Annotated in this window: 22 protein-coding genes; 6 read left to right on the top strand and 16 right to left on the bottom strand. The window is 55.7% G+C overall.

The window, feature by feature from the left end:
- Positions 1-3: 3 nt before the first annotated feature.
- The 9 genes from murA to BOW53_RS02400 form a co-directional block, all read right to left on the bottom strand.
- On the bottom strand, positions 4-1,263 hold the full coding sequence (murA, locus tag BOW53_RS02440) for a UDP-N-acetylglucosamine 1-carboxyvinyltransferase (RefSeq protein WP_078485934.1): 1,260 nt from the start codon (positions 1,261-1,263) through the stop codon (positions 4-6).
- A 147-nt stretch (positions 1,264-1,410) separates the two neighbouring features.
- Positions 1,411-1,701, bottom strand: a complete 291-nt coding sequence (locus BOW53_RS02435) for an STAS domain-containing protein (protein WP_078485933.1) — start codon at positions 1,699-1,701, stop codon at positions 1,411-1,413.
- A complete protein-coding gene (locus tag BOW53_RS02430) occupies positions 1,702-2,310 on the bottom strand; it encodes an MlaC/ttg2D family ABC transporter substrate-binding protein (protein ID WP_135606967.1) in 609 nt (202 codons plus the stop codon).
- On the bottom strand, positions 2,307-2,777 hold the full coding sequence (mlaD, locus tag BOW53_RS02425) for an outer membrane lipid asymmetry maintenance protein MlaD (protein WP_078485932.1): 471 nt from the start codon (positions 2,775-2,777) through the stop codon (positions 2,307-2,309). Before mlaD ends, BOW53_RS02430 begins: the two co-directional genes overlap by 4 nt.
- Positions 2,778-2,782: 5 nt before the next feature.
- On the bottom strand, positions 2,783-3,562 hold the full coding sequence (gene mlaE, locus BOW53_RS02420) for a lipid asymmetry maintenance ABC transporter permease subunit MlaE (protein ID WP_078485931.1): 780 nt from the start codon (positions 3,560-3,562) through the stop codon (positions 2,783-2,785).
- Positions 3,556-4,371 (bottom strand): ABC transporter ATP-binding protein, encoded by an 816-nt coding sequence (locus BOW53_RS02415; RefSeq protein WP_078485930.1) that lies wholly within the window; start codon positions 4,369-4,371, stop codon positions 3,556-3,558. The genes mlaE and BOW53_RS02415 overlap by 7 nt, the downstream gene beginning before the upstream one ends.
- A 266-nt stretch (positions 4,372-4,637) precedes the next feature.
- Complete coding sequence (locus BOW53_RS02410) at positions 4,638-5,117, bottom strand: DUF72 domain-containing protein (protein ID WP_135606966.1); 480 nt, start codon at positions 5,115-5,117, stop codon at positions 4,638-4,640.
- Positions 5,118-5,128: 11 nt separating this feature from the next.
- Entirely contained in the window at positions 5,129-5,797 is a 669-nt protein-coding gene (locus tag BOW53_RS02405) for a sulfite exporter TauE/SafE family protein (RefSeq protein ID WP_245831971.1), read from the bottom strand.
- Between the two features lie 4 nt (positions 5,798-5,801).
- Positions 5,802-7,367 (bottom strand): AmpG family muropeptide MFS transporter, encoded by a 1,566-nt coding sequence (locus tag BOW53_RS02400; RefSeq protein ID WP_078485927.1) that lies wholly within the window; start codon positions 7,365-7,367, stop codon positions 5,802-5,804.
- Between the two features lie 132 nt (positions 7,368-7,499).
- Between BOW53_RS02400 and pyrE the strand changes: the two genes are divergently transcribed.
- Both pyrE and BOW53_RS02390 read left to right on the top strand, forming a co-directional pair.
- Positions 7,500-8,141, top strand: a complete 642-nt coding sequence (gene pyrE, locus BOW53_RS02395; RefSeq protein ID WP_078485926.1) for an orotate phosphoribosyltransferase — start codon at positions 7,500-7,502, stop codon at positions 8,139-8,141.
- A 52-nt stretch (positions 8,142-8,193) separates the two neighbouring features.
- Positions 8,194-9,228 (top strand): DUF4124 domain-containing protein, encoded by a 1,035-nt coding sequence (locus BOW53_RS02390; protein ID WP_078485925.1) that lies wholly within the window; start codon positions 8,194-8,196, stop codon positions 9,226-9,228.
- Here BOW53_RS02390 and slmA read toward each other — a convergent pair.
- The 5 genes from slmA to coaBC all read right to left on the bottom strand — a co-directional run bounded on the left by slmA (position 9,214) and on the right by coaBC (position 14,982).
- Positions 9,214-9,801: a nucleoid occlusion factor SlmA gene (gene slmA / locus BOW53_RS02385; RefSeq protein WP_078485924.1), complete on the bottom strand. Its 588-nt coding sequence runs from the start codon at positions 9,799-9,801 to the stop codon at positions 9,214-9,216. The two genes, BOW53_RS02390 and slmA, sit on opposite strands and share 15 nt — an antisense overlap.
- A gap of 11 nt (positions 9,802-9,812) precedes the next feature.
- Positions 9,813-10,709, bottom strand: a complete 897-nt coding sequence (gene argB, locus BOW53_RS02380; RefSeq protein WP_078485923.1) for an acetylglutamate kinase — start codon at positions 10,707-10,709, stop codon at positions 9,813-9,815.
- Positions 10,710-10,788: 79 nt separating this feature from the next.
- Positions 10,789-13,299, bottom strand: coding sequence for a phosphomannomutase/phosphoglucomutase (locus tag BOW53_RS13030; RefSeq protein WP_172838736.1), 2,511 nt, complete (start codon positions 13,297-13,299; stop codon positions 10,789-10,791).
- Positions 13,300-13,337: 38 nt separating this feature from the next.
- Entirely contained in the window at positions 13,338-13,796 is a 459-nt protein-coding gene (gene dut, locus BOW53_RS02370) for a dUTP diphosphatase (RefSeq protein WP_078485967.1), read from the bottom strand.
- Positions 13,765-14,982 (bottom strand): bifunctional phosphopantothenoylcysteine decarboxylase/phosphopantothenate--cysteine ligase CoaBC, encoded by a 1,218-nt coding sequence (gene coaBC, locus BOW53_RS02365; protein WP_078485921.1) that lies wholly within the window; start codon positions 14,980-14,982, stop codon positions 13,765-13,767. Before coaBC ends, dut begins: the two co-directional genes overlap by 32 nt.
- Positions 14,983-15,221: 239 nt before the next feature.
- Between coaBC and radC the strand changes: the two genes are divergently transcribed.
- The 4 genes from radC to BOW53_RS02345 all read left to right on the top strand — a co-directional run bounded on the left by radC (position 15,222) and on the right by BOW53_RS02345 (position 17,985).
- Positions 15,222-15,896 (top strand): RadC family protein, encoded by a 675-nt coding sequence (radC, locus tag BOW53_RS02360; RefSeq protein ID WP_078485920.1) that lies wholly within the window; start codon positions 15,222-15,224, stop codon positions 15,894-15,896.
- A 134-nt stretch (positions 15,897-16,030) separates the two neighbouring features.
- Positions 16,031-16,267, top strand: a complete 237-nt coding sequence (rpmB, locus tag BOW53_RS02355) for a 50S ribosomal protein L28 (protein WP_078485919.1) — start codon at positions 16,031-16,033, stop codon at positions 16,265-16,267.
- A gap of 14 nt (positions 16,268-16,281) precedes the next feature.
- Positions 16,282-16,437, top strand: a complete 156-nt coding sequence (gene rpmG, locus BOW53_RS02350; RefSeq protein WP_078485918.1) for a 50S ribosomal protein L33 — start codon at positions 16,282-16,284, stop codon at positions 16,435-16,437.
- Positions 16,438-16,659: 222 nt separating this feature from the next.
- Complete coding sequence (locus BOW53_RS02345; protein ID WP_078485917.1) at positions 16,660-17,985, top strand: EAL and HDOD domain-containing protein; 1,326 nt, start codon at positions 16,660-16,662, stop codon at positions 17,983-17,985.
- A gap of 24 nt (positions 17,986-18,009) precedes the next feature.
- Here BOW53_RS02345 and BOW53_RS02340 read toward each other — a convergent pair whose 3' ends face one another.
- Together BOW53_RS02340 and BOW53_RS02335 are read right to left on the bottom strand one after the other, a co-directional pair.
- The gene (locus BOW53_RS02340; RefSeq protein ID WP_078485916.1) at positions 18,010-18,531 is read right to left on the bottom strand and encodes a zinc ribbon-containing protein; all 522 of its coding nucleotides are present in this window, start codon (positions 18,529-18,531) and stop codon (positions 18,010-18,012) included.
- A gap of 92 nt (positions 18,532-18,623) precedes the next feature.
- Complete coding sequence (locus BOW53_RS02335) at positions 18,624-19,433, bottom strand: DUF302 domain-containing protein (protein ID WP_135606965.1); 810 nt, start codon at positions 19,431-19,433, stop codon at positions 18,624-18,626.
- Positions 19,434-19,713 lie beyond the last annotated feature (280 nt).

Here is a 19,713-nt window from a genome sequence, read left to right as displayed (position 1 = left end):
GTACTACTCCGGCACCCGGCGGATCTCGGCACCCAGCCCAGACAGTTTCTCTTCAATATTCTCGTAGCCGCGGTCAATGTGGTAGATACGCTGCACCACCGTCTCCCCATCGGCTACCAGGCCGGCCAATACCAGGCTGGCGGAGGCTCTGAGATCTGTAGCCATCACCGGCGCGCCCTGAAGCCGTCCGACGCCGGAACAGATCGCCGTATTGCCCTCGAGCTTGATGTCCGCACCCATGCGCTGCATCTCCTGCACATGCATGAAACGGTTCTCGAAGACAGTTTCAGTGATGGTACCCACACCCTCCGCCACTGCGTTGAGGGCAGTGAACTGGGCCTGCATGTCGGTGGGAAATGCCGGATAGGGCGCGGTATGCACATTCACCGCCTTGGGGCGCTTGCCCTTCATATCCAGGGTGATCCAGTCCTCACCACACTCGATTTCGGCACCGGCGTCGCGCAGTTTCTGGAGCACGGAATCAACCAGGTCGGGCTTGGTATCGCGCACCTTGATGCTACCACCGGTCATCGCCGCCGCAACCAGATAGGTACCGGTCTCGATGCGGTCTGGCAGCACGTTGTAATGAGTCCCGTAGAGACGCTCTACACCTTCAATAGTAATGGTGTCGGTACCCGCGCCACTGATCTTGCCGCCCATCTCGTTGATACAGTTGGCCAGGTCCACCACTTCAGGCTCCCGCGCAGCATTCTCGATCACCGACTCACCATCCGCCAGGGCGGCTGCCATCATCAGGTTCTCAGTACCGGTCACGGTCACCAGGTCCATCACCAGGCGGGCACCCTTCAGCCGCTCAGCGCTTGCCCTGATATACCCACCCTCCACGTCGATATCCGCACCCATTGCACGCAGGCCATCGATATGAAGATTCACCGGGCGTGAGCCAATGGCACAACCGCCAGGCAGGGAGACCTCCGCGTGACCGAACCGGGCAAGCAGCGGACCGAGCACCAGGATGGAGGCGCGCATGGTCTTTACCAACTCGTAGGGCGCCGAAAAATTCTTGATCGTGCTGGTATCGGTCTCGATATTGAGGCGCTCATCCACCACCAGTTGGACACCCATATTCCCCAGCAACTCCATGGTTGTGGTGATGTCGTGAAGATGCGGGACATTTCCCACCGTCATCTTCCCATCGGCCAACAGGGTGGCGGCGAGAATCGGGAGGGCCGCATTTTTTGCGCCGGCGATTTTGACCTCACCTGACAGAGAGGTGACGCCATTGATAATCAGTTTATCCATTAATTGGCCGTGATTGAGGGTAATTAAACGCCTGTTATCGGTAGTCCAGGGCCTGCCAAAAAGCCCCAGCGCCCGGAGAAACTGCCTATCATAAGAAAAACCGGGCAAAACCGAAAGGCGCAATGAGAAAAGAGGGCTTTGCAGTGCTTATGCGAGCAACCCTTCGACGTTGCTGAGTCTCGCGATGCGCACAAGGGAATCGGGGATATTTCGAAACCTCAGCATCACACCCGCAGCCTCCGCCCTGTCCAGCCACTCCAGCAACAGCGCAAGGCCGGCGCTATCCGAGTGTCGAACATCCGACAGATCAAAAACCAGTTCACTACCCGTCGAGAACAGGGACTCCCCCTCATGCAACAGGTCGCGGACCGTGGTAAAGAGCAGATCTCCCGAAACTCGAAAAACCGCCCCGTCACGGGTAATGGCGGCATCCGTCACTTACTTGTCCCGCTGATTGCGCTTTTCCAGCTTCTTGATCAGGCCGGCAAGCTTATACCGACGGATCTGGGAAGCGAAGCTTGTGCGGTAATTGGAAACCAGGCTGACGCCGTCGATCACGACGTCATACACCAGCCAGGTATCGCCATTCTGGTACAAGCTGTAATTAATGGGGATGGCAGGGGCACCCGGCTCACTGACCTCGGTATTGACCGTTACCTCTTCAGCGCCATCCACCATGCGCGAGGGGAGATACTTGATCTCCTGATCTGAATAGTTGAGCAGGGCGGTGGCATAGGTGCGCACCAGCAGCTCGCGAAATGCCGAGGTAAACTGCACCTGCTCCGCTTCGGTAGCCCGACGCCAGTATTTACCCAGCACCTGCCTGGACATGCGTATGAAGTCGAACTTGGGCAGTACGATCTCGTCCACCAGGCCGTAGATCCGTCCTGGAAATTCCGTCAATTCATCCTTGCGGGATGCCACCTCGGCGAGGATCTTCTCCGAAGTCTCCTTGACCAGATCCGTCGGTGTGTTTGCCTGAACCGCCGGCATACCACCGAACAGAAGAACCAGGCACAACCATCCATATTTAACTATCTTGTTCACTCTACGCCCTCTTCAGCCTTGCTGAACAGAAATTGCCCGATGATCTCTTCCAACACCAGGGCAGACTGGGTCAGGGCCAGTTGATCACCGTGCTTGAGGTACTCCTCACTGCCCCCGGGATCCAGCCCGACATATTGCTCACCCAGCAAACCGGCCGTGAAAATCTTGGCAAAGGTATCGTCGGGTATCGTGACATACTTGGGATCAATGCTCAGGGTAACCACCGCCTCGTACGTTGCCTGATCGAAGCCTATCGCCGACACCCTGCCGACCCTGACACCTGCCATCGTCACCGGTGCTTTCTCTTTTAGACTCCCGATGTTGTCAAAACGTGCCGTAACCAGGTAACCCTCACCATTGGTTGAGGCACTCAGATTGCCGACCTGCATGGCAAGAAAAAAAAGCGCCACCAATCCGGCAGCCATGAAGACACCAACCAGTAGCTCAACCGACCTGTTCTGTACCATTTGACTCAGTCTCCGAACATAAGTGCCGTTAATACGAAATCGAGTCCCAATACCGCCAGTGATGAATGCACCACCGTGCGTGTTGTTGCCCGACTCACGCCTTCAGATGTCGGTGTTGCATCGTAGCCCTGAAACAGGGCAATCCAAGTACACACCACACCGAACACCAGGCTCTTGATGACACCATTATATACATCTTCATGCAGATCGATCTTCGCCTGCATCTGTGACCAGAAAGCGCCCTCGTCCACCCCAAGGAGGCCGACCCCCACAAAGAAGCCCCCCAAAACACCGAGCGCACTGAAAAGCGCTGCCAGCAGGGGCATGGATATAAATCCCGCCAGGAACCGCGGCGTCAGTACCCGTTTAACCGGATTGACTGCCATCATTTCAAGCCCGGAAAGCTGCTCCGTCGCCTTCATCAGGCCGATCTCTGCGGTCAATGCCGAACCGACCCGGCCGGCAAAGAGCAAGGCTGCCACCACCGGGCCCAACTCACGCACCAGCGAGGCGGCCACCATCACACCGAGGGTCTGCTCTGCACCGAACTGGGAGAGTATGTAAAAACCCTGCAGTGCGAGCACCATGCCCACGAATGTGCCGGACACGCCGACAATCAGCATGGAGTGCACACCAACCGAATAGATCTGGCGAATCAGCAGGCCAGGCCTGACTGACAGCGCACCAAGCCCCCCCAGTATATGCCATAGAAGGAGATGCCCCCTGCCCAGGCGCTCAATAATACCGATACCGGCACGACCCAGCCGTACAACCTGCTCTAGCATCGCTTCTCCATCAGGTCCTGTTCCAGGTGATCCGCAGGATAGTGGAAATGCACCGGCCCATCCGCCAGTCCATGCATGAACTGCCGGGTCCATTCCTCCCCGGAATCCATCATCACTTTCGGCTCACCATGCTCCATCACCTGGCCGTGGGCGATCACGTAGATTTCATCAGCAATGGCAGCCGTCTCATGCACATCATGGGATACAACGATACTGGTCAGCCGGCTGGCGTCATTAAGGGAGCGGATCAACTGTACCAGCACCCCCATGGAGATCGGATCCTGCCCGGTAAAAGGTTCGTCGTACATGATCATCATGGGATCAAGCGCCACCGCACGGGCCAGCGCCACCCGCCTCGCCATCCCGCCTGAGAGTTCGCTGGGCATCAGGTGCCGCGCGCCACGCAGACCCACCGCCTCGAGCTTGAGAAGAACGATCTTGCGGATCATCGCCTCTGGCAGCTTGGTGTGCTCTCTCAGTGGATAGGCGACATTGTCATAGACGTTGATATCGGTCAGCAGCGCGCCGCTCTGGAAGAGCATACCCATACGCATGCGTAAACGATAAAGGTCCCGCGTACCAAGCTTGTGAACATCCTGCCCATCCACGTGAATGGTTCCGGCTTGTGGGCGCAGTTGGCCGCCAATCAATTTCAGCAGGGTGGTCTTGCCCGTACCGCTGGGCCCCATGATCGCGGTCACTTTGCCACGCTGGATATCAATATCGACGCCATCGAAGATTGCGCGATCTCCCCTGAAAAACTTCAGGCCGCGAATTTTAATTAATGGCTCATCGCTAGTTTCAGGCATGGCGAGCGTTTTCTTTAGTCCTTTAAACCGTCATGGGGGAGCGGCTGCTCCGGGGAGCAAAATGCGCATCAATTCTCCCTGCAAAGCAGGCGCCAATCAAGTAATTCCCAACAATTGGTTTAGGGTGACGATATTCCGAATGGGCTCCACGTTCAGTAATGTTCCCGTAACAAACACACCACCCCTGCATCCCGCATTCTGCCCCGTATTCAGAGTCTCCAGCAATGCCCTTAGTCCCCGCAAATCCTCGCAGACTGAACGGTCAATCAACAGCAGATCGGGCCAGCCTCAGGCTCAGTGCCGTGACAACTGAATGCCTGTACACCTTCCCGCTCCCGGGCCAGGGATACAGGCAGATAGCACGCAATCCCCTTCAAGCCCAAGCGCTCGATGTGTAGCCGTTCATCCTCTTTCTGCCGAGAGCACACTACACCGGCCAACGCATCGCCCATCATCGACCCCAACCGTTGCAGGTGATCCTCCAGATCGCTTCCAACCTGCCCAGAGGAAGGAAGTTCGAGAAAGAAACCGAACGCCTCGTGAACATCATTGCACCAAGCCTCGATCTCTTCATCACCGGCATCGACCCAGCGCTCCGGGGGCACCAGGACAGCACGAAACTCGTTGGCATAATAGGTGAGCCGCCACTCCCCCGGCATATCATCCGGATAGAATGCCTTAACCCACCCTTCATGCTCCCAATCCCTGATGCCGACCACCATCTCCCCCACCCCTTTTTTACTCATTTCAACCACCGTCAGACAGCCTGCCAAAGCGTATAGAGGCCAAACAGGCTCACCATTACCCCGGCTAGTTTCCGCGCCATATTTGACTGGGAAAGCCGGGCCGCCGCACCTGCCAACATGCCCATCACCAGAAGGTTCGGCAAGGTACCCAGGGCAAAGGCCAGCATCAATGCCGCACCGTTCAATGTCCCGCCGGAGGAGACCGCATTGATCAGCATGCTGTAGACAAGGCCGCAGGGTATCCAGCCCCAGGCCGCCCCCACCAGAAATGCCTGGACAGGGGTACGCACCGGCAACAGCCTGCGGCCCAGCGGTTCGATCCGTTTCCACAGCAGGCCGCCAAGACGCTCCACGCGATTCAACACCATCCACCAGCCAGACAGATAGAGACCAAGCAGAATCATGAACAGGCCTGCCAACCCCATGAGCACGCGCTGGGCGTAATACACCGGCATCAACTGCGCCAGCAACACACCCACGCCCCCCATGATGGCACCTGCTACCACGTAACTCCCCACCCGCCCCAGGTTGTAGGCCAGCTGAAAGGGCAGCATGAATGCAAGACTGTCCCGTTTATTCTCCGGCAGACCAAAGGTCATGGCCCCCACGATGCCGCCGCACATGCCTACGCAGTGGACACCACCGAGCAGCCCCACAACAAAAGCACTGATATATGGCAATAGACTATCCACTTGATTCAACAGCCCTCATACCACTACTTCTCGCCCTGTAGACCAGGTAGATCACCGGCAACCCGAGCAGCGTGGTAATAACAAAGAATGTATCGTATCCCACCGCATCGACGATCGAACCCGAGTACCCACCCAACAGTTTGGGAAAAAGCGTCATCAAAGAGCTGAACATCGCATACTGAAAAGCGGTAAATGATATATGCGTCAACCCGGATAAATAGGCCACAAAGGCAGCACTTGCCAGCCCGGCACTGAGATTGTCGGCGGTTATCACCAAAATCAACAAATAGAGGTCTGCCCCTGCCTGAGATAGCAACAGAAACAGCAGATTCGTTCCGGCTGAGAGTAGTGCACCCAGCATAAGGATACGCATTACACCGTAACGCAGGGCCAGCGCACCACCCAGAAAACCACCGACGATGGTCATAATCAGGCCAAACGTTTTGGTAATGTCGGCGATTTGATCCTTACTGAATCCGAGATCCTGGTAAAAAACATTGGAGATCACCCCGAGCACGATATCCGAAATCCGGTAAACCCCGATCAGCACCAAGATCAACAGCGCCGCTTTTCCGTATCGGCGAAAAAAGTTCGTCAGGGGGGCCACGTAGGTTTCGCGCAGCATATCCCTGTTACCTATACCCAGGCGAACCGCCAAACGCGCAACATAATAGGCCCCTGCCAACGCCAACAGAAGGCGCAACGACTCAACCAGGAAACCGGTCAGCAGGCTGTTTATCATTACGAGCCCGGACAGCGCTCGCTTAATCTCCTCTCCCTGCTCTCCCAGATGGACAAACAGTCCAACGAAAACCGTCACCGCCATAAGAAACAGCACCAGGAAGCGCAAATAGTGATCCAGACTATTGAAGTAGCGACTGGGCTCCGGCTCTCCCGCCGGCTCACGGATAACAAGCGTGGTCAACACACCCACACCCATGGCCGCAGCCATGCATAGGTAGGCCCACTGCCAAGCCTGGTAATCGTATCCCCCGTCAGCACCGAAATAGGATGCCAATTTCAGTGCACCAGCGCCCGCAACCAACATACCGATACGGTAACCGGCGATATAGCTGGATGACATCAGCGTCTGCAAGCGTTGATCCGCCGACTCGATACGATAGGCATCGATAACGATGTCTTGCGTTGCACCGGAAAAACCCAACAACACAGCACCGAGGGCCATGGCCGTCAAATTGGACGAAGGATCCGTGAACGCCATCCAGGTAATCGCTGCAATCACCATCAACTGGGCAGCAAGCAGCCAAGCTCGCCTGCGCCCTATCAAAGCGCTGAGTACAGGCAAAGGCATTTTGTCGATTATCGGCGCCCATATAAATTTAAACGAATAGCCGAGAGCCGCCCAACTGAAATAGGTCACTGTAGTGCGGCTCACCTCAGCATCACGGAGCCAGAGTGATAGCGTCGAAAAGATCAACAGCAGCGGCAACCCTGCTGAAAAGCCAAGGAACAGCATGGTCACCACTCTGGGATGGCCATACGCCTTTAGCGTTCCCCCCCAGCTCAGATTATTGCCATCTTCTTCCCTGCTCACCATCGAGCTTGAACCCCGAAGATCAAAATATAAAGTGTGGGATTGTACCTGCCAGGAGCACAATTCTCTACTTCCCCCTTGCATAGAGCATCAGGGCCACGGAAAATGCCTCTCAACACAATCCTGGAGTTGCACATGCAAGACTATCAACGCGAGTTTCTCGATTTCGCCCTCGATGTAGGCGTTCTGCGGTTTGGCGAGTTCACCCTTAAGTCCGGGCGCGTCAGCCCCTATTTCTTCAACGCCGGACTGTTCAACACCGGTGCCTCCCTGGCCCGCCTCGGTCGTTTTTACGCCCAGGCCATCGTCGACTCCGGCATTGAATTCGATGTGCTCTACGGCCCAGCCTACAAGGGCATACCCCTGGCCGCGGTGACTGCCGCCGCCCTTTATGATCAGCACAATATTGATGTTCCCTACGCCTTCAACCGGAAAGAGGCCAAAACCCACGGTGAAGGCGGCAACATCGTCGGCCACCCCCTGGAAGAGCGTATCCTGATCATTGACGACGTGATCACAGCAGGAACGGCCATTCGTGAATCCATGGATATCATTGAGGCCCAGAGCGCCTCTCCCGCAGGCGTGGTCATTGCCCTGGACCGGCAGGAGCGGGGTAAAGGGGAACGCTCGGCCATACAGGAGGTCGAAATGGATTATGGGATCCCTGTTGCCGCCATTGCGCGACTGGAGAACCTGGTCTCCTACCTGGAAATCAAGAGCGATGCAGGCGATGCACTGCAGAAAATCCAGGATTACAGAAAAGGGTATGGCGTTTGACAAAAAACGCTCATACTAGGACATATGGATTAGCCACTGACCTGATAAAGCCATGCACCTACGTCGACACACTGCTACCCTGCTGATCGCCCTTTTGCTGTTCGGAGTTGCCGGCATGAGTAATGCCGCCAAGCTCTACAAGTGGGTTGACGAAGAGGGCAATGTGTACTTTTCGGACAAAAAACCACCCGAACACGCCAAAGCTGCCCACAGCGAGCTTGATAAGCAGGGCATGGAAGTCAAACGGGTAGAAGCCGCAAAAACCCCGGAAGAGATGGAGAAGGAGCGTGAACTAAAGCGCCTGAGGGCCGAGCAGGAGCGTCTGATCAAGGAGCAGGAAGCGAAGGACAGGGTACTGCTGCGAACCTTCCGCACCGAAGACGACATACTGATGGCCAGGAACGGCAAGCTGGCAGCCATCGATGTAATCATACAGGTCGCCCGCAGCAACATCCGCCGCATGAAAATCAAGCTTGGCGAGATGCAGAACAATGCGGCCAACCTCGAGCGCCAGGGTAAACCGTTTCCGAAAAACCTGCTGAAAAATATCGAGGGTACCCGCAACCAGCTCAAGGACGGCTATCGGTCAATCATCAAGGAAGAGCAGAAAAAGGAACAGATCTGGGAAAAGTACGCCCAGGATGTTGCCCGCTTCAGGTCACTGAAAAAACTCCACGGAGAAACCGATGAGACACTGGCGGATCGGGACAGGGCATCCACCCTGCTCGAGACAGTGGTGATCTGCGACAACGATACCAACTGCGCACATGCCTGGCTGCTTGCTGAAAAGTACATCCGCAGCAACGCCACCACCCGCATCCAGATGCTTGGGGACAGCATCATCATGGCTGGCACTCCGACCAAGGACAGCGACATATCGCTCACGGTTTCACGTATTCAAAAGCCCGGCGACAGCACCTCGGAACTGTTCATGGACCTGCAATGCAAGAATTCACCCAAGGGCAGGGAGCTTTGCCAATCCCAGCAGGTCGCCAATATTCGCAGCGGATTCCGTGAATCACTGCAAACTGTGACCGGAAAGGTGCAGCTACCGGAACAGGAAAGCGACGCTTCAGGCCAGGAATAAAACCCTGTCCAGCATCTCCCACTGACCCTCCCAGTCATCCAGAGGAGAGACCCGGAAACGGGTGCGCAGGAACTGGTGCATGCGCCCCTCTACCAGGGCCAGCATCAAACCCGCCCCAGTCTCCGCATCCCCACCCGAATCACTTTCATCACGCATACGAGCTTCACGCAGAATCTGGCGAAACTGGGTCTCCAGCCGGGAGAAGAACTGCTCTACACGCACATGCAGCCGCTCTGTCTCTCCCACAAGCGCATCGCCGAGAAGCACGCGGGTTATTCCGGGATTTCGGGCTGAAAAAGCAAGAAGCAGGTAGAGCACTTTGGCGCATCGGCTGCGGGTGTTCTTATCCTCTTCCAGGATCTGGTTGATACGGGCAAAAACGATCTCTTCCGCAAACCCGATCAATCCTTCGAACATCTTTGCCTTGCTGGCAAAATGGCGGTACAGGGCCGCCTCGGAGATTCCGCAGGCCTGGGCAAGGCTAGCCGTGGTTATACGAACACCGGGGTTCTTCTCCAACTCCGATGCCAGCGCTTCGAGAATCAGCTGTTTTCTTGGTGTTTTAGCGCTCATACCAGGGCAGCTCAACGCCGGCGAATGAGGGTACCGATTCCCTCATCGGTGAACAGCTCAAGCAATACGGCATGCTTGACTCGCCCGTCCACGATCACAGACGAATTCACTCCGCCCTTAACCGCCTCCAGCGAACAACGGATTTTTGGCAACATACCACCATAGATCGTGCCATCCGCAATCAACTCATCGACCCGCTCCGTACTGAGGCCGGTTAAAAGATTGTCATCCTTATCCAGCAGTCCTTTCGTATTGGTCAGCAACACCAGCTTTTCAGCCTGCAATACCTCGGCCACCTTTCCTGCAACAAGGTCTGCATTGATATTGTAGGAGTGCCCGTCATGACCTACACCAATAGGCGCAATGACCGGGATAAAGTTGCCCTTGATGAGCATGTTGACCACCGAAGTATCGATACTCTCGACCTCTCCCACATGACCTATGTCGATAATCTCGGGCACGTCGAGTTCAGGGGTTTTCTGGTGCACCACCATCTTTCTGGCATGAATCAGGTCACCATCCTTGCCGGTCAGTCCAACCGCAGATCCGCCATGCCGGTTGATCAGGTTCACGATCTCCTTGTTGACCAGGCCACCAAGCACCATCTCCACCACATCCATGGTTTCGCGATCAGTCACCCGCATACCCTGAATGAATTCGCTCTCCTTACCCAACCGGTCGAGCAGATTGCCGATCTGGGGACCACCACCGTGAACCACCACCGGATTGATGCCGACGGTTTTCATCAAAACCACATCCCGGGCGAAGCCGTTCTTCAATGCCTCGTCGACCATGGCGTTTCCACCATACTTGATGACCACAGTCTTGCCCCGGAACCGCTGGATATAGGGGAGGGCTTCAGTCAGCACATGGGCGACATTATGTGCCGCATCAGGGGTTAAACTCATAATTTGCTCTTAATTTAGTCTTATCTATTTATTCGCAGACAGCTAGGTCATCAAGACATCATGGGGCCTGCGACTCGGCTCAGAACGGCAAGGATAGCGAGGGGTCCAGTGCCAGCATGCGCTCCCGAAACATCCCCTGAATCCTCTCAAGGACATCCGGATTGTCGCCTTCGAATCGAAACACCATGACGGGCGTTGTATTTGAGGCCCGGGCGAGTCCCCATCCGTCCCGGAATTCGGCCCGCACGCCATCCATCGTAACCAGTTTCGCGTCGGGGAAGGGACGCTCCTTTGCAAGCCCCACCAGCAACTCCATACATTTTTCCCGGGGCAACTCCAAATGCAACTCGGGCGTGGAAACGCTCTCCGGCAGTTCAGAAAAGACCTCTGCTGAAGATAACGGCTCTGTAGAAAGAATCTCCAGCAAACGGGCGCAGGAGTATAACGCATCATCGAAGCCGTACCAGCGTTCCCGGAAGAAAATGTGTCCACTCATCTCGCCGGCCAGCAAGGCCCCTGTCTCTTTCATTTTCGCCTTGATCAGGGAGTGGCCTGTTTTCGACATGATCGGCCTGCCACCGTACGCCAACACCTCGGTGGCCAAATGACGCGTGGATTTCACATCAAAGATGACATCCGAGCCGGGCTGTCTCGCCAGCACGTCTTTTGCCAACAGCATCAGCAACCGATCGGGCCAGATGACTTTCCCATTGCTATCGACTACGCCCAGGCGATCACCATCGCCATCAAAAGCAAGACCGATATCCGCATTGCGCTCCTGAACCATACCCACCAGGGCTTGCAGATTCTCGGGCTGGCTAGGGTCGGGACGATGGTTTGGAAAGCTGCCGTCCACCTCGCTGAACAACTCAACCACTTCGCAGCCCAGTGCACGAAGCAGTTCCGGCGCCACAACACCCGCAACACCATTACCTGAATCCACAACCACCTTGAGCGGACGGGCCAACTGCACATCCTCGGTTACCCTGGCGATGTAATCCCGAATGATTTCCTGATCCTGGTCCATGCCGCTGCCCTGAAGCAGGTTTCCACTCTCCACGCGCTCACGCAGCGCCTGTATGGATTCGCCTTCCAGGGTTTCTCCGCCGATCACGATCTTGAGGCCGCTGTATTCCGGTGGGTTATGACTGCCGGTAATCATCACGCCGGTATTGCTACCGAGAAAATGAGTGGCAAAATAGAGCAGCGGGGTCGGTACCATGCCTACGCGAACCACATCGCGCCCGCTATCCATCAAACCCCGACACAACGCCTCGGACAACGTGGGCCCTGAATCCCTGCCGTCCCAGCCGACGATTACCTCCTGCTCCCCTCGGTCGTATGCCTCGCTGCCGATTGCCCTTCCAAGCTCGAAGGCCACATTGGTAGTGAGCGTATCGCCCACTACGCCACGAATGTCGAAAGTAAGAAATATACCCCTGGGCAGACTTCCCCCCGCCACAGGTGCCGTTTCAACCATCGCGGAGTCAGTGACCAGGCTGCTGTCGATTTCCAGTTCATAACCCACCACATCAGTGGGCGGCTTCTTGGCTGTTGCAGCTGTCTTTGAAGCAGCCGCCACGGTCGCAGAAACAGGCTTCGCCCGGGCGAGTAGTTTGAAAACGGACTGAAACTCAGCCAGTTTTGGATTCGGCAGACGCCCCGCGCGCGCCTCTCCCATGGTATTGAGCAAGCCTGTAATTGTCGCCTCATCTGATTTCAATGCCCGGCTCAACTTGGCAGAAAGAAAGTACAGAATCATGCCAACAAGCAGCGCAACCACCAACAACACAGCCATAAACAACAGGGTCGGACCTGATGCCGGGGGCATATTCCAGTAGGCTACACGCCAAATGGTGCCGGCGACGGCCACACTCCCATCGGCACTCTCCTTCTCGGTATCACCCGTCTGCTGGAGAACCAGCGAGTTTTCACCACTCCCCTGCAATACCGACAACATGCCATCCAGCGAGTCGATGTCATCGAAAACCCGCCCGATGACATGGAACGAAAACGCAAGGTGTGCGACACCCGCAAGTGGCGCATCCCCCGACTCACGGATAGGCACTGCGAAGGCAATGCTCTGTTTTTTACTACCGTATTGATGGACTTCGGCAGACGACACCACTCCGCTTTTCTCAACCGCCTTTACCTGTGCAAGTGCCGCAAAGCTGAGAAGAAGCGATGAACCTCCGTCTTTCTCGTCAGCCTCCAGTGGTAAAAAATGTACTTCAACAAGCGAGGGCATCAATGCCCGAAGATCCGCACCCTCCTGTCGCAAAGCACCCTGATCTTCTCTGCGAATCAAGCTTACGAAGCGCTCATTCTGTATGAAACTGGAGGCAACTGAAGTACGCTGCACCACCGCGTCAGCAAGCCGACCTGCCAACATCTCTGCAGCTGGACGCAAACCCTGTTCCTCGACACTGCTTTCAGCCTGGCTCTGCAGAAAGGCGATTGCACCAGCAGCCAAAACCAACACCACCAGGACAGCAATCAGTGATTGCATGACCAACCCGGAGACTGTCACGGCTCCGGGTACTGCCGCGGATTTAGCCTTGTCTGCAGATTTGGATATTTTTATTTTCATGCTCCCTGTCCCTGCCCTCGTGTCCATGACGTCGTCAATCAGTGCCTGCCAGAATGGCCAAAACCACCCTCACCCCTGCGACTCTCCTCGAACTCATCCACAATTTCAAACGCCGCTTTGAGGACCGGAATAATAACCAATTGGGCGATTCGCTCACCCACCTCAACCCTGAATGATGTTTTCCCCCGATTCCAGCAGGAGACGAACAACTGCCCCTGGTAATCGGAATCGATCAGACCGACCAGGTTCCCCAGAACAATACCGTGCTTATGACCAAGCCCCGACCTGGGCAGGATCACCGCCGCCAGATAGGGGTCTTCGATATGGATAGCCATACCTGTCGGAATAAGCTGGGTATCACCGGGCTGAAGCTCCAGGGGCTGATTCAACATTGCCCGAAGATCCATGCCGGCAGCCCCCTCGGTGGCATAATCCGGCAGCGGAAACTCATTACCCAACCGGTTATCAAGTATTTTCAGTTCTATTTGTTTTTCCATAGTTCTCTGCAATAAGTGCAACCAGTTGACGCCCGAGCTCCTGCTTTCCGGTCATCGCCAGTTCCTGGCTGCCCCCTTCCCATAAGACTGTCAATGCATTCTGGTCCCGACCGAAGCCGCCTTCCTCGCCGCCGACATGGTTGGCAGCAATCATATCTAACCCCTTCTTGATGCGCTTGGCGTCGGCATAGGCCACCACATCCTGGGTTTCAGCTGCGAAACCCACGGTATACGGCGGCTCAGGCCGTGCCGCGATACCCGCCAGGATATCCGGATTGCGAATCAGCTCGACGGACAGGGCCTCCTGCGCTTTTTTGATCTTCTGACCAGCAGCGGCCACAGGCCGATAGTCCGCAACCGCTGCGCAGGCGACAAAGATATCGCAATTCCCTACCCTGGCTGATACCTCAGCCTCCATCTCCAATGCCGTTTCGACATCAACCCGCTCAACACCGGCAGGTGTATCCAGGGACACAGGCCCACTCACCAGCACCACATCGGCCCCAGCCGAGATGAAAGCCCTCGCCAGGGCGTAGCCCATTTTCCCCGAGCTTCTATTGCCGATATAGCGGACCGGATCCAGGGGTTCCTGGGTCGGTCCGGCCGTCATCAGTACACGCACACCACTGAGCGGACCTTTGGATAATGCATGAACAGTCTGACGAAGAAGCTCCTGGGGCTCCAGCATGCGCCCCGGACCGGAATCCCCACAGGCCTGATCCCCTTCTGCCGGCCCCCAGAGATGCATACCCCGAGCCGCTAGAAGCCGTGCATTGTCCCGGGTTGCCGGGTTCAGCCACATCGCCTGGTTCATCGCGGGGGCCAGGGCAATGGGTGACCTGGCAGCAAGGCAAAGGGTGGCAAGAAGATCATCCGCCATACCGCTGCTGATGCGCGCCATGAAGTCTGCAGTGGCAGGGGCCATCAGAATCAGATCAGCCCACCGTGCAAGCTCGATGTGCCCCATTGCCGCTTCATGTGCCTCATCGAACAGCGAATCCCGAACCGGATGGCCCGACAGGGCCTGCAGCGTCATCGATGTGATGAAACGACCGGCAGCTTCAGTCATCACAACACGTACATCCGCCCCTACCTTGGTCAGCAACCTGACCAGCTCAGCAGACTTGTACGCAGCGATACCTCCAGTAATTCCGAGCAGTATGCGCTTGCCTACCAGTTCAGACATATTCCCGCTTTTGGTAATTAGTAATAGTTATTGCTTGACCTGTGAAGGGTAACTGAATACGCGTGTGTCGGGAAGCAATTACCCACCCAACGCAAAAAGTTAGCAGTCATTCACTATCGCCACATGCACTTATAACAAAGGAGTTTAGTAAATTAAAAAACCGCCAGGAATGACATCTTCCCTAGTCTTGTTTCTAAGGCTGTAATAATATAGGAACTTTATTCGCATGGACACATGGAATGACCATTACCGACTGGCCCCTGGAAGAGAGACCCAGGGAAAAACTCATCGCCCGGGGCGCAGCGGCACTCTCTAATGCCGAACTGCTGGCCATCTTCCTGCGCACAGGAATGAAAGGGAAAAGTGCCGTCGATCTGGCCAGGAGCCTGCTCACTGAGTACCACGGCCTGCACGCCCTGCTTGGCGCCGATTGCGACCGCTTCTGCAGAAGCCCCGGCCTCGGTGCAGCAAAATACGCACAACTGCAGGCCGCACTGGAAATGAGCAGACGCTACCTCCGGGAGGAACTGGAGCAGGGAGATGCACTGACAAATCCAGCCCAAACACGCCGCTACCTGGAAGCACGCCTGAGAGGTTATCCTCATGAAGTCTTTGCCTGCCTGTTCCTGGACAACCGCCACAAGATCATCGAGTACGAAGAGCTGTTCCGGGGAACCATCGACGGTGCCAGCGTCCATCCAAGGGAGGTCGTCAAACGTGCACTGACCCATAACGCAGCCGCCCTGATCATGGCCCACAATCACCCCTCCGGTGTCGCGGAACCGAGCCGCAGCGACGAACAGATAACCCGACAGCTCAAAAGCGCTCTCGAACTGGTGGGCATTCGGGTTATCGACCACATCATCGTCGGTGCGGGCCATTCAAGTTCCCTGGCAGAGATGGGCCTCCTCTGATACGTCGAAAAAACTTGCCACCACCCTTAATTTCTGATATAAATCCGCCTCTTTTACGCCCATTGAGGGCCGTAAACAGTTTTCCCGGGGCACCCTGAGGGGTGTTTCAAACAGAAATTTCTGAGGATTTGACAATGTCCAAAGTATGCCAGGTTACGGGCAAACGTCCGGTGGCTGGGAACAACGTATCCCACGCCCACAACAAGACAAGGCGCCGTTTTCTGCCCAACCTCCACAACCATCGCTTTTGGGTGGAGAGCGAGAACCGCTGGGTTCGCCTGCGTGTCTCCTCCAATGGCATGCGCATTATTGACAAGAAGGGTATCGACGCGGTTCTGGCCGAGATGCGTGCCCGCGGTGAAAAGGTCTAACTGGAGCAAGAGCCATGCGTGACAAAATCAAACTCGTATCCAGCGCCGGTACCGGCCACTTCTACACCACGACCAAGAACAAGCGTAATATGCCGGGCAAAATGGAGATCAAGAAATTTGATCCCAAGGTCCGCAAGCACGTGATGTACAAGGAATCGAAGATCAAATAAGATCCCGCATTCCCGAAAAAACCCGCCCACCGTGGCGGGTTTTTTTATGCCCAGGATGGGCGGACAGGAAATTGCTCCTGCATTTCCTGCACTTCCGCCATCCATGGCGGTCGTATGCCGCGAGTGCAGGGATGCCGGGAGCGACGAAATAAATAAATCGTATCCACGCCGACTACAATAGGGGATTAAAACAGAAACCAAATCACCGGTACGGCAGGAAATATGGAAAATTTCTTCATCGGCCGACAGGCGATCTTCGACCGTGGTATGAAGGTCTTCGCCTACGAGCTGCTCTACAGGGACAACCAGGGACGATCCGTCGAATCACTGGACGGGGACCAGGCCTCCTCACTGGTCATTCTCAACAGCTTCGCCGAAATCGGCCTGGAACGGATGGTGGGCAGCGCCAGGGCCTTCATCAACCTCACGCGCAACTTCTTCGTCGAAGAGCCACCCATACCTTTTGATAAATCCCGAATCCTACTCGAGATACTCGAAGACATCCCTGTCGATGACTCCTTGATTGCCTGCTGCCAAACACTTTCCGAACAGGGCTTCACCCTGGCCCTGGACGACTTCGCTTTCGAGGAGAAGTGGGATCCGTTGTTACCCATCGTCGACATCATCAAGGTAGAGGTCCCCCAGGTCGACCTTGCCACCCTTGAACAGCGGGTCCACGCCCTCCGCGACCACCAGCTGGAATTCCTGGCCGAGAAACAAGCGAGTCTTCGACCTCTAGCGTGCTGCGCACACGACGGGCAAGCAGTGCGGCCTCACGGCTACCGGGGACTAACCGCCTCGGCTTTCAGCCTTCCATGGCGGTCAGCGATGGAAACCGTTTCCGAATATCGCCAGCTGCACGATATGGGATTTGACTATTTTCAAGGCTACTTCTTCGAAAAGCCGACCCTGGTGTCGGGGAAGCGCCTGGGAGAAAACCGGCAGGTCGCCCTCTCCCTGCTGTCGAAAATGAATGACCCCATGGCCACCACCAAGGAGATCGAGCAGGTCATTACCCAGGATCCAGGCTTCAGCTACAAGATCCTGCGCTACCTCAACTCCGCAGCCATGGGCATGCCCAAAAAAGTAGACTCCATCAAGCAGGCGGTGATCTATCTCGGCCTGCGCCAGATCCAGTCCTGGGCCAACCTGATCGTCCTATCCGGCATTGACGCAGGCCCAAAAGAGCTGCTCAACCTGGCCCTTACAAGGGCACACATGTGTTCGCATCTACTTGGCCGCGCTGATCAACAGCACCTGGAAGGGACAGCTTTCACCGCGGGCCTGCTCTCGACCCTGGACATGCTCATGGGCCAGGAACTGCCACAGATCATCACCGCCCTGCCGCTGTCCAATGAAATCAGGCACGCATTGCTGAGCCACGAAGGCCCCATCGGCAAGGCCGTTGCCTGCACTCTCGCCTACGAGCACCAAGCGTGGCCAAAAGTGAGTTTTCCGGGACTGGATTCCCAGCAGATCAGCGAATGCTACCTGGAGGCCACAGAGGCAGCCATAAAGGAGTTTACCGCGCTGATCGAACAGGACTAACCCAGGCAAGCCACGAAAAAGGCTCTAGTCTTCCTGTCGCCTGTATTCCGTTGCATGGCACTTTGGACAGGGCGGAATGTGGCCTGCCTTGTGGAAGTGGAGCTCCTTGCCACACTGGGTACATACCAGCGTGCCAGGGCCCGTGATTTCACCCGTATGATAACGCGATGCCTCCTTGGCCTGCTCCGCAAACCGGTCCAATTCCAGCTTGGTTCTGTCCGCCACCTTGGCGAACATCTCCATCATGCGCCCCTCGATCAGCTGCATATCGAAACGAAACCAGTTGCGAAAATCCTCACCGGTTTCAGACAGAAAGTGCGCCGCGTCCTTCATGTCCCTTTCCAGGCAGCCAGCGATCTTTTCCGCCTCCTCGCGAGCCAACTCATCCAGCTCAACCGCCTTCTCCCGAGCCGTATCCAGGCTCTTTTTCAAAACCGGCAGGGTGGTCTTCTCGGCTGCCTCCAGCATCTCATCCACCCGTTCCAGCATACTCTCATAGGCATCGACCATACGGTCTACAGGATCTCGATTTTCTTTGGGAGCCATAATTCCACCCTCGCATCTACACTCGCACCCGGCACCAACCTCTCATTACTAAGTTTGAACCATAGCGCCAGGATAGCAAGGTACGCCGGATCTCAGCCCCCACCTCCAATCAATGAGCTTTTCCAAACCGGGTTTTCCCATTGTTTACCAGCAACCAGCGTCAGCGTTTTGTGAATTGCATCGGGCGCTGCCATCAACTTGGAAAAGCCGTGGTCCCCTGTCATCCTCAAATCCGGAAAATCCACGGCAATGCGAAAACGCGGCGCCAGGGCCATTACCCGACCTCCCTGCACAACCACTTCGTAAGGCAGATGCGCCGTTTGTTTCATGGCTTGAAAATCCACCACATCCATCACGGTGGAATCACTGCCCATACCACTGCCGATACCAACACCGAATACGGCCAATTGAGACCCTGGCAAATCAATGCCGTAGACATAATTGCTGTCACCGATCCCTTCCTTCAGCGAATTTACAACCACATCCACCGCACGCTGAAAAGAGTCATACTCGGCAAGAACCAGGAAGTCATCAAAATACTCCATGCCGAAACTATAATGGTATCTGGAAAGCTTGCCGGAAGATAAACCCCGTGCTCCAAAAGTTTCAACACGCCCCAGGGTTGATTCCAAAGCAGAGTTTACTGGCTCAATATCTGCTTTCACGCGATAAGCCGCGCTGAAATAGCGTGGATTCGTATAGGCCACCTGAACCGTGCCATCACCACTCTCCGTTATCGAAATCCGCTGCCCTGCCAGGAAGATGGCATTGGCTTCGGATTCCGCCACTCTCCTCAGGTAATCATTGGTGGCAACGACAACATGAGCACCCGCATAGGGTGCGTATTCACCTACGATCTCAAAATCGCCTTTCGATAAAGCGATCTTGACCTTCTCCACCACCGTTGAAACGTCTTCTCTTGATTCACTGGCCAGTACGAAGGGTTTCAGTAGCTGCCCGGAAATACCCACCGACTGATAAGAGAGGCAAAAAAGAAAACAAAAAGACCTGTAACGAATCTAAAGCCGGAAAACCACACGTCCACAGGCACCCCCAATGCAAAACAGAATAACGGTGAAATTCTATTAGGGCCTGTTCACGTAAAAGTCAGTAAAATGCCACTCTATGGAACTAACGAAAGAGCAGTACAAAATCATTGAGCCGTTGTTCCCCAAACCAAGG

The sequence above is a fragment of the Solemya velesiana gill symbiont genome (assembly GCF_002020805.1).
Classification (GTDB): Bacteria; Pseudomonadota; Gammaproteobacteria; order Chromatiales; family Chromatiaceae; genus Sedimenticola_A.
Note: the sequence above shows the minus strand (reverse complement) of the source record. Positions and strands in the feature narration are given on the sequence as shown.

Excerpts from the sequence above, each read along its gene's own strand:
- murA (WP_078485934.1), bottom strand. The coding sequence starts at position 1,263 with ATGGATAAACTGATTATCAATGGCGTCACCTCTCTGTCAGGTGAGGTC.
- mlaD (WP_078485932.1), bottom strand. The coding sequence starts at position 2,777 with ATGGTACAGAACAGGTCGGTTGAGCTACTGGTTGGTGTCTTCATGGCT.
- mlaE (WP_078485931.1), bottom strand. The coding sequence starts at position 3,562 with ATGCTAGAGCAGGTTGTACGGCTGGGTCGTGCCGGTATCGGTATTATT.
- BOW53_RS02415 (WP_078485930.1), bottom strand. The coding sequence starts at position 4,371 with ATGCCTGAAACTAGCGATGAGCCATTAATTAAAATTCGCGGCCTGAAG.
- BOW53_RS02410 (WP_135606966.1), bottom strand. The coding sequence starts at position 5,117 with ATGAGTAAAAAAGGGGTGGGGGAGATGGTGGTCGGCATCAGGGATTGG.
- BOW53_RS02400 (WP_078485927.1), bottom strand. The coding sequence starts at position 7,367 with ATGGTGAGCAGGGAAGAAGATGGCAATAATCTGAGCTGGGGGGGAACG.
- pyrE (WP_078485926.1), top strand. The coding sequence starts at position 7,500 with ATGCAAGACTATCAACGCGAGTTTCTCGATTTCGCCCTCGATGTAGGC.
- BOW53_RS02390 (WP_078485925.1), top strand. The coding sequence starts at position 8,194 with ATGCACCTACGTCGACACACTGCTACCCTGCTGATCGCCCTTTTGCTG.
- slmA (WP_078485924.1), bottom strand. The coding sequence starts at position 9,801 with ATGAGCGCTAAAACACCAAGAAAACAGCTGATTCTCGAAGCGCTGGCA.
- argB (WP_078485923.1), bottom strand. The coding sequence starts at position 10,709 with ATGAGTTTAACCCCTGATGCGGCACATAATGTCGCCCATGTGCTGACT.
- BOW53_RS13030 (WP_172838736.1), bottom strand. The coding sequence starts at position 13,299 with ATGAAAATAAAAATATCCAAATCTGCAGACAAGGCTAAATCCGCGGCA.
- dut (WP_078485967.1), bottom strand. The coding sequence starts at position 13,796 with ATGGAAAAACAAATAGAACTGAAAATACTTGATAACCGGTTGGGTAAT.
- coaBC (WP_078485921.1), bottom strand. The coding sequence starts at position 14,982 with ATGTCTGAACTGGTAGGCAAGCGCATACTGCTCGGAATTACTGGAGGT.
- radC (WP_078485920.1), top strand. The coding sequence starts at position 15,222 with ATGACCATTACCGACTGGCCCCTGGAAGAGAGACCCAGGGAAAAACTC.
- rpmB (WP_078485919.1), top strand. The coding sequence starts at position 16,031 with ATGTCCAAAGTATGCCAGGTTACGGGCAAACGTCCGGTGGCTGGGAAC.
- rpmG (WP_078485918.1), top strand. The coding sequence starts at position 16,282 with ATGCGTGACAAAATCAAACTCGTATCCAGCGCCGGTACCGGCCACTTC.
- BOW53_RS02345 (WP_078485917.1), top strand. The coding sequence starts at position 16,660 with ATGGAAAATTTCTTCATCGGCCGACAGGCGATCTTCGACCGTGGTATG.
- BOW53_RS02340 (WP_078485916.1), bottom strand. The coding sequence starts at position 18,531 with ATGGCTCCCAAAGAAAATCGAGATCCTGTAGACCGTATGGTCGATGCC.